This window comes from Streptococcus pseudopneumoniae (assembly GCF_001072315.1).
GTDB classification, from domain to species: domain Bacteria; phylum Bacillota; class Bacilli; order Lactobacillales; family Streptococcaceae; genus Streptococcus; species Streptococcus pseudopneumoniae_R.
The window spans coordinates 1-6,411 of sequence record NZ_JVLI01000147.1 but is presented as its reverse complement, the minus strand read 5'-3'; the positions used below and the strand labels follow the sequence as shown (position 1 = coordinate 6,411).

Annotated in this window: 6 protein-coding genes and 2 pseudogenes; 5 read left to right on the top strand and 3 right to left on the bottom strand. The window is 41.7% G+C overall.

All coding sequences use genetic code 11. From position 1 onward, the window contains the following. Positions 1-85 precede the first annotated feature (85 nt). Positions 86-517, bottom strand: a complete 432-nt coding sequence (locus ADH54_RS07800; protein ID WP_049524674.1) for a DUF6556 family protein — start codon at positions 515-517, stop codon at positions 86-88. 138 nt (positions 518-655) lie between these two features. Here ADH54_RS07800 and ADH54_RS07795 point away from each other — a divergent pair, with 138 nt between their 5' ends. From ADH54_RS07795 to ADH54_RS07775, 5 genes are all read left to right on the top strand, one after another. After that, the gene (locus tag ADH54_RS07795; protein ID WP_049524673.1) at positions 656-1,798 is read left to right on the top strand and encodes a cysteine desulfurase family protein; all 1,143 of its coding nucleotides are present in this window, start codon (positions 656-658) and stop codon (positions 1,796-1,798) included. A gap of 8 nt (positions 1,799-1,806) precedes the next feature. Beyond that, the gene (gene thiI, locus ADH54_RS07790) at positions 1,807-3,021 is read left to right on the top strand and encodes a tRNA uracil 4-sulfurtransferase ThiI (RefSeq protein WP_049524672.1); all 1,215 of its coding nucleotides are present in this window, start codon (positions 1,807-1,809) and stop codon (positions 3,019-3,021) included. 136 nt (positions 3,022-3,157) lie between these two features. Further along, on the top strand, positions 3,158-3,982 hold the full coding sequence (locus ADH54_RS07785; RefSeq protein WP_049524671.1) for an alpha/beta hydrolase: 825 nt from the start codon (positions 3,158-3,160) through the stop codon (positions 3,980-3,982). A gap of 20 nt (positions 3,983-4,002) precedes the next feature. Further along, the gene (locus ADH54_RS07780) at positions 4,003-4,743 is read left to right on the top strand and encodes an esterase family protein (protein WP_049524670.1); all 741 of its coding nucleotides are present in this window, start codon (positions 4,003-4,005) and stop codon (positions 4,741-4,743) included. Positions 4,744-4,755: 12 nt separating this feature from the next. After that, a complete protein-coding gene (locus ADH54_RS07775) occupies positions 4,756-5,922 on the top strand; it encodes an ATP-grasp domain-containing protein (RefSeq protein WP_049524669.1) in 1,167 nt (388 codons plus the stop codon). Here ADH54_RS07775 and ADH54_RS12760 read toward each other — a convergent pair. Next, positions 5,810-6,064: pseudogene (locus tag ADH54_RS12760) on the bottom strand (hypothetical protein); the annotation flags it as partial. The gene ADH54_RS07775 and the pseudogene ADH54_RS12760 sit on opposite strands and share 113 nt — an antisense overlap. A gap of 84 nt (positions 6,065-6,148) precedes the next feature. Continuing rightward, a pseudogene (locus ADH54_RS11915) lies at positions 6,149-6,411 on the bottom strand (IS630 transposase-related protein); the annotation flags it as partial.

Sequence of the window (6,411 nt, the reverse complement as noted above, 5' to 3'; positions counted from 1 at the left end):
TGTTCATCTTCATTATAAGCTAAACTTCTTTTTCTGTCATGAGTTAGCAGGCTCTGCCTGCTTAGAGTTTTTTTAGGCCATGTGCTTACTGAGGATTGCTTTTATTTTCTGAAGTTGGCGTATTGGCCTGTTTTTCATTTTCAGTGGCAGGTTTACTTGGAGCAGGTGTAGTAGAGTCCTGAGTTGCTGTTTTCTGCTCTTCTTTTTTCTCTTCCTTGACGCTAGATTTTGGCGTTTCTTCTTGCTGTGTTTTTTCTTGGGTAGTGTTAGTTTCCTTATTGGGACTAGTATTTTCCTGAGGGGATTCCTTTTGAATTTCTTTGACAATTGTTGTCGTCTGGCTTGTCATAGGTTCTTTTTTAGTATTTTTGTTATTATCCAAGGCGTTCATGATAGTGATACTTGCGGTAATTAAGCCAAGAATACTACCGATAGTAGCGACGGTTTTTTGAAAGACTGTAAAGCCTTTTTTGATGTGTTCTGTTTTTGGTTTTGAAGTTCTACGATAATTAGACATACATTCTCTCCTTTAATTAAAATTTATTATACCGCATTTCTTTAAAAAAATCTTAAAAAAAGAGGAATTGCCCTTTCTTGTCGCAGGCTCCGTTTCATGATACAATAGAAGGAGTGATTTTAGAAAGCGTGAGAAAACATGATTTACTTTGATAATTCGGCGACGACCAAGCCCTATCCTGAAGCCCTTGAAACCTATATGCAGGTCGCTTCAAAAATTTTAGGAAATCCATCTAGTCTCCATCGTTTGGGAGACCAGGCAACACGAATCTTAGATGCTTCTCGCCAACAGATTGCAGATTTAATCGGTAAGAAAAGTGATGAAATCTTCTTTACTTCTGGTGGGACAGAAGGAGATAACTGGGTCATCAAGGGTGTGGCCTTTGAAAAGGCTCAGTTTGGAAAGCACATCATTGTATCAGCCATTGAACATCCGGCAGTCAAAGAGTCAGCCCTTTGGTTGAAATCTCAAGGTTTTGAAGTGGATTTTGCTCCAGTTGATAACAAAGGATTTGTGGATGTTGAGGCACTAGCAGATTTGATAAGACCTGATACGAGCCTCGTTTCCGTCATGGCTGTGAACAATGAAATTGGCTCGATTCAACCTATTCAAGCTATTTCAGAACTGTTAGCAGACAAGCCGACTATTTCCTTCCACGTTGATGCAGTTCAGGCACTTGCTAAAATTCCGACTGAAAAATATTTGACTGATCGAGTGGATTTCGCGACCTTCTCTAGTCACAAGTTCCACGGAGTTCGTGGTGTTGGTTTTGTCTATATCAAGTCTGGCAAGAAGATTACGTCTCTTTTGACAGGTGGTGGTCAGGAGCGAGATTATCGTTCGACAACTGAAAATGTGGCAGGAATCGCAGCGACAGCTAAGGCTCTCCGTTTATCGATGGAAAAGCTAGATATCTTTACTAGCAAGACTGGTCAGATGAAGGCAGTGATTCGTCAAGCACTTCTGGACTATCCAGATATTTTTGTCTTTTCAGATGAGGAAGACTTTGCCCCTCATATCCTAACTTTTGGAATTAAGGGTGTTCGTGGTGAGGTCATTGTTCACGCCTTTGAAGACTATGATATTTTCATCTCAACGACATCTGCTTGTTCGTCCAAGGCAGGAAAACCAGCTGGAACCCTGATTGCCATGGGAGTGGATAAAGATAAGGCCCAGTCAGCTGTGCGTCTTAGCCTAGACCTTGAAAATGATATGAGTCAGGTCGAGCAGTTTTTGACCAAGCTAAAATTAATTTACAATCAAACTAGAAAAGTAAGATAGGAGCATTCATGCAGTATTCAGAAATTATGATTCGCTACGGTGAGCTGTCAACCAAGGGCAAAAACCGTATGCGTTTCATCAATAAACTTCGCAATAATATTTCAGACGTTTTGTCTATCTATCCCCAAGTTAAGGTAAGGGCAGATCGCGACCGTGCCCACGCTTACCTCAATGGAGCTGATTACACAGCAGTAGCAGAATCGCTCAAACAAGTATTTGGGATTCAAAACTTTTCCCCTGTTTATAAGATTGAAAAATCTGTAGAAGTTCTGAAGTCTTCTGTGCAAGAGATTATGCAGGACATCTACAAGGAAGGTATGACCTTTAAGATTTCTAGCAAGCGTAGCGACCACAACTTTGAACTCGACAGTCGTGAACTCAACCAAACGCTTGGAGGAGCTGTTTTTGAAGCCATTCCAAATGTGCAAGCTCAGATGAAAAATCCTGATATCAATCTTCAGGTGGAGATTCGTGAGGAAGCGGCTTATCTTTCCTATGAAACCATTCGTGGGGCAGGTGGCTTGCCAGTGGGAACTTCTGGTAAGGGCATGCTCATGTTATCAGGGGGAATTGACTCACCTGTAGCTGGCTATCTAGCGCTTAAACGTGGGGTGGACATCGAGGCTGTTCACTTTGCTAGTCCACCATATACTAGTCCCGGTGCCCTCAAGAAAGCGCAGGACTTGACCCGTAAATTGACCAAGTTTGGGGGAAATATCCAGTTTATCGAGGTTCCTTTCACTGAGATTCAAGAGGAAATCAAGGCTAAGGCTCCAGAAGCTTATTTGATGACCTTGACGCGTCGCTTTATGATGCGGATTACCGACCGTATCCGTGAGGTACGAAATGGTTTAGTTATCATCAATGGGGAAAGTCTTGGTCAAGTAGCCAGTCAAACTCTTGAAAGTATGCAGGCTATTAACGCTGTGACCAACACTCCCATCATCCGTCCTGTTGTCACTATGGACAAGTTGGAAATCATTGACATCGCCCAGCAAATCGATACCTTTGACATTTCTATCCAGCCTTTTGAGGACTGCTGTACGATTTTTGCACCTGATCGTCCAAAGACTAATCCTAAGATTAAGAATGCAGAGCAGTATGAAGCACGCATGGATGTTGAAGCTTTGGTTGATCGAGCAGTGGCAGGGATTATGATTACTGAGATTACACCTCAAGCTGAAAAAGATGAAGTTGATGACTTGATTGATAGCCTACTATAATCAGAAAATCCAAAAGAATTTAGAAAATTAAATGAAAAAGTTAGTTTTTAATCCAAAAATGGAAGAAAAACTGACTTTTTTTCTTAAACTGTGATATAATAAGAATAAATTTTTGAATATAGAGAGTTTTCTGACAATGAATCAATCCTACTTTTATCTAAAAATGAAAGAACACAAACTCAAGGTTCCTTATACAGGTAAGGAGCGCCGTGTGCGTGTTCTTCTGCCTAAAGATTATGAGAAAGACACGGACCGTTCCTATCCTGTTGTTTACTTTCATGACGGGCAAAATGTTTTTTATAGCAAGGAGTCTTTCATTGGTCATTCATGGAAGATTATCCCAGCTATTAAGCGTAATCCTGATATCAGTCGCATGATTGTCGTAGCCATTGATAATGATGGAATGGGGCGGATGAATGAGTATGCGGCATGGAAGTTCCAAGAATCTCCTATCCCAGGGCAGCAGTTTGGCGGTAAGGGTGTGGAGTATGCCGAATTTGTTATGGAGGTGGTCAAACCTTTTATCGATGAGATCTACCGTACCAAAGCTGACCGCCAACATACGGCTATGATTGGTTCCTCGCTGGGAGGAAATATTACCCAATTTATCGGTTTGGAATACCAAGACCAAATTGGTTGCCTAGGCGTCTTTTCATCTGCCAACTGGCTCCACCAAGAAGCATTTAACCGTTATATCGAGCGCCAGAAACTGTCGCCTGACCAGCGCATCTTCATCTATGTAGGAACAGAAGAAGCAGATGACACAGACAAGACCTTGATGGCTGGCAATATCAAACAAGCCTATATCGACTCGTCGCTTCGCTATTACCATGATTTGATTGCTGGGGGAGTTCATCTGGATAATCTTGTCTTGAAAGTTCAGTCTGGTGCCATCCATAGTGAAATCCCTTGGTCGGAGAATTTACCAGACTGTCTGAGATTTTTTGCAGAAAAATGGTAAGTTAAGAAAGGAGAAAGCCAATGCATATTGAAAACCTTAGCCACTGGAGTGGTCACCTCAACCGTGAAATGTATCTCAACCGTTATGGACATGCTGGGATTCCAGTTGTGGTCTTTGCTTCATCAGGTGGTAGTCACAACGAATACTATGATTTTGGAATGATTGATGCCTGTACTTCCTTTATCGAGGAAGGCCGTGTTCAGTTCTTTACCCTATCCAGTGTTGACAGTGAGAGCTGGTTGGCCACTTGGAAAAATGGTCACGACCAAGCAGAGATGCACCGTGCCTACGAACGCTATGTGATTGGGGAGGCCATTCCTTTTATCAAGCATAAGACAGGTTGGTTTGATGGTATGATGACGACAGGTTGCTCCATGGGCGCCTACCATGCTGTCAATTTCTTCCTCCAGCATCCAGATGTTTTTACCAAAGTAGTTGCTCTTAGTGGAGTTTACGACGCACGTTTCTTTGTCGGCGATTACTACAATGACGATGCTATTTACCAAAACTCGCCAGTAGATTATATCTGGAATCAGAACGACGGCTGGTTCATCGACCGTTACCGTCAGGCAGAGATTGTGCTTTGTACGGGTCTTGGTGCCTGGGAACAAGACGGCCTACCGTCTTTCTACAAGCTTAAGGAAGCCTTTGATCAGAAACAAATTCCAGCCTGGTTTGCAGAATGGGGACACGATGTCGCCCACGACTGGGAATGGTGGCGCAAACAAGTGCCTTATTTCCTCAGCAATCTCTATTTATAAAAGGAGTTACCTATGAATTACCTTGTTATTTCTCCCTACTATCCACAAAACTTTCAACAGTTTACAATTGAACTAGCCAATAAAGGCATTACCGTCTTGGGAATTGGTCAAGAACCATACGAGCAATTGGATGAGCCCTTGCGCAATAGCCTGACTGAGTATTTCCGTGTAGACAATCTGGAAAACATAGACGAAGTCAAACGTGCGGTTGCTTTTCTCTTTTATAAACATGGTCCAATTGATCGTATCGAGTCCCACAATGAATATTGGCTAGAACTAGACGCAACACTCAGAGAACAATTCAATGTCTTTGGTGCCAAACCAGAGGATCTCAAAAAGACTAAATTTAAGTCTGAAATGAAGAAACTTTTCAAAAAAGCAGGTGTCCCTGTGGTACCTGGAGCTGTCATCAAGACGGAAGCAGATGTCGATCAAGCAGTAAAAGAAATCGGCCTTCCAATGATTGCAAAACCTGATAACGGAGTCGGAGCAGCCGCAACCTTTAAGCTTGAGACAGCAGACGATATCAATCACTTCAAGGCAGAATGGGACCATTCAACCGTTTATTTCTTTGAAAAATTTGTTACATCTAGCGAAATTTGTACTTTTGATAGTCTTGTGGACAAGGATGGCAAGATTGTCTTTTCAACAACCTTTGACTACGCCTATACACCACTTGATCTCATGATTTATAAGATGGACAATTCTTACTATGTACTCAAGGATATGGATCCCAAACTTCGCAAGTATGGTGAAGCGATTGTCAAGGAATTTGGTATGAAAGAACGTTTCTTCCATATCGAGTTCTTCCGTGAAGGGGATGATTATATTGCCATCGAGTACAATAACCGTCCTGCAGGTGGTTTCACTATAGATGTTTATAATTTTGCTCATTCCTTGGATCTCTATTGTGGCTATGCAGCTATAGTTGCAGGAGATGAGTTCCCAGCGTCAGACTTTGAACCTCAGTATTGTTTGGCTACGTCTCGCCGTGCCAATGCTCACTATGTCTATGCTGAGGAGGACTTGCTTGCCAAATACAGCCAGCAGTTCAAGGTTAAGAAAATCATGCCAGCGGCTTTTGCGGAACTTCAAGGAGATTACCTGTATATGCTGACGACTCCAAGTCGACAAGAAATGGAGCAGATGATTTCAGATTTCGGACAACGTCAAGAATAAGAACTTTCGGATTAAGGAAAATTACTCCCTTAATCCTTTTGTTTTTATAAGAAATATAGTTTATTGAAACAAGAGTAGGACCAAATAGGCTCTTTTTGAGGTGCTTTTTGATATAAGCCCATGTTTTTTCAATAGTATTGTACTCAGGTGAGTAGGGAGGAAGAGGGAATAAAGCTACTTTTTCTGGGTCTTGTTCATGGTAGGTGTGGTTCTTTTTTCGAGTTTAGCCCATAGCTTTGAGAGCATAGTGGATAGTAGTTGGATGACAGCCAAATTCAGAAGATATTTCAGTCAAATAAGCGTCTGGATTGTCAGTTTTAAGTCTGTCTCTATCAACTTTTCTTGTTTTTGTTCCTTTTACTTGCTGGTTTAGATTACCTATTTTCTCTTTTAGATAATGGTATTACGTGAGATTTGGAAAACGTATGATGCTTCTGTTATACTACCTGTTCGCTCACAATAAGAGAGAACTTTTTTACGAAAATCTAT

Excerpts from the sequence above, each read along its gene's own strand:
- ADH54_RS07780 (WP_049524670.1), top strand. The coding sequence starts at position 4,003 with ATGCATATTGAAAACCTTAGCCACTGGAGTGGTCACCTCAACCGTGAA.
- ADH54_RS07785 (WP_049524671.1), top strand. The coding sequence starts at position 3,158 with ATGAATCAATCCTACTTTTATCTAAAAATGAAAGAACACAAACTCAAG.
- ADH54_RS07775 (WP_049524669.1), top strand. The coding sequence starts at position 4,756 with ATGAATTACCTTGTTATTTCTCCCTACTATCCACAAAACTTTCAACAG.
- thiI (WP_049524672.1), top strand. The coding sequence starts at position 1,807 with ATGCAGTATTCAGAAATTATGATTCGCTACGGTGAGCTGTCAACCAAG.
- ADH54_RS07795 (WP_049524673.1), top strand. The coding sequence starts at position 656 with ATGATTTACTTTGATAATTCGGCGACGACCAAGCCCTATCCTGAAGCC.
- ADH54_RS07800 (WP_049524674.1), bottom strand. The coding sequence starts at position 517 with ATGTCTAATTATCGTAGAACTTCAAAACCAAAAACAGAACACATCAAA.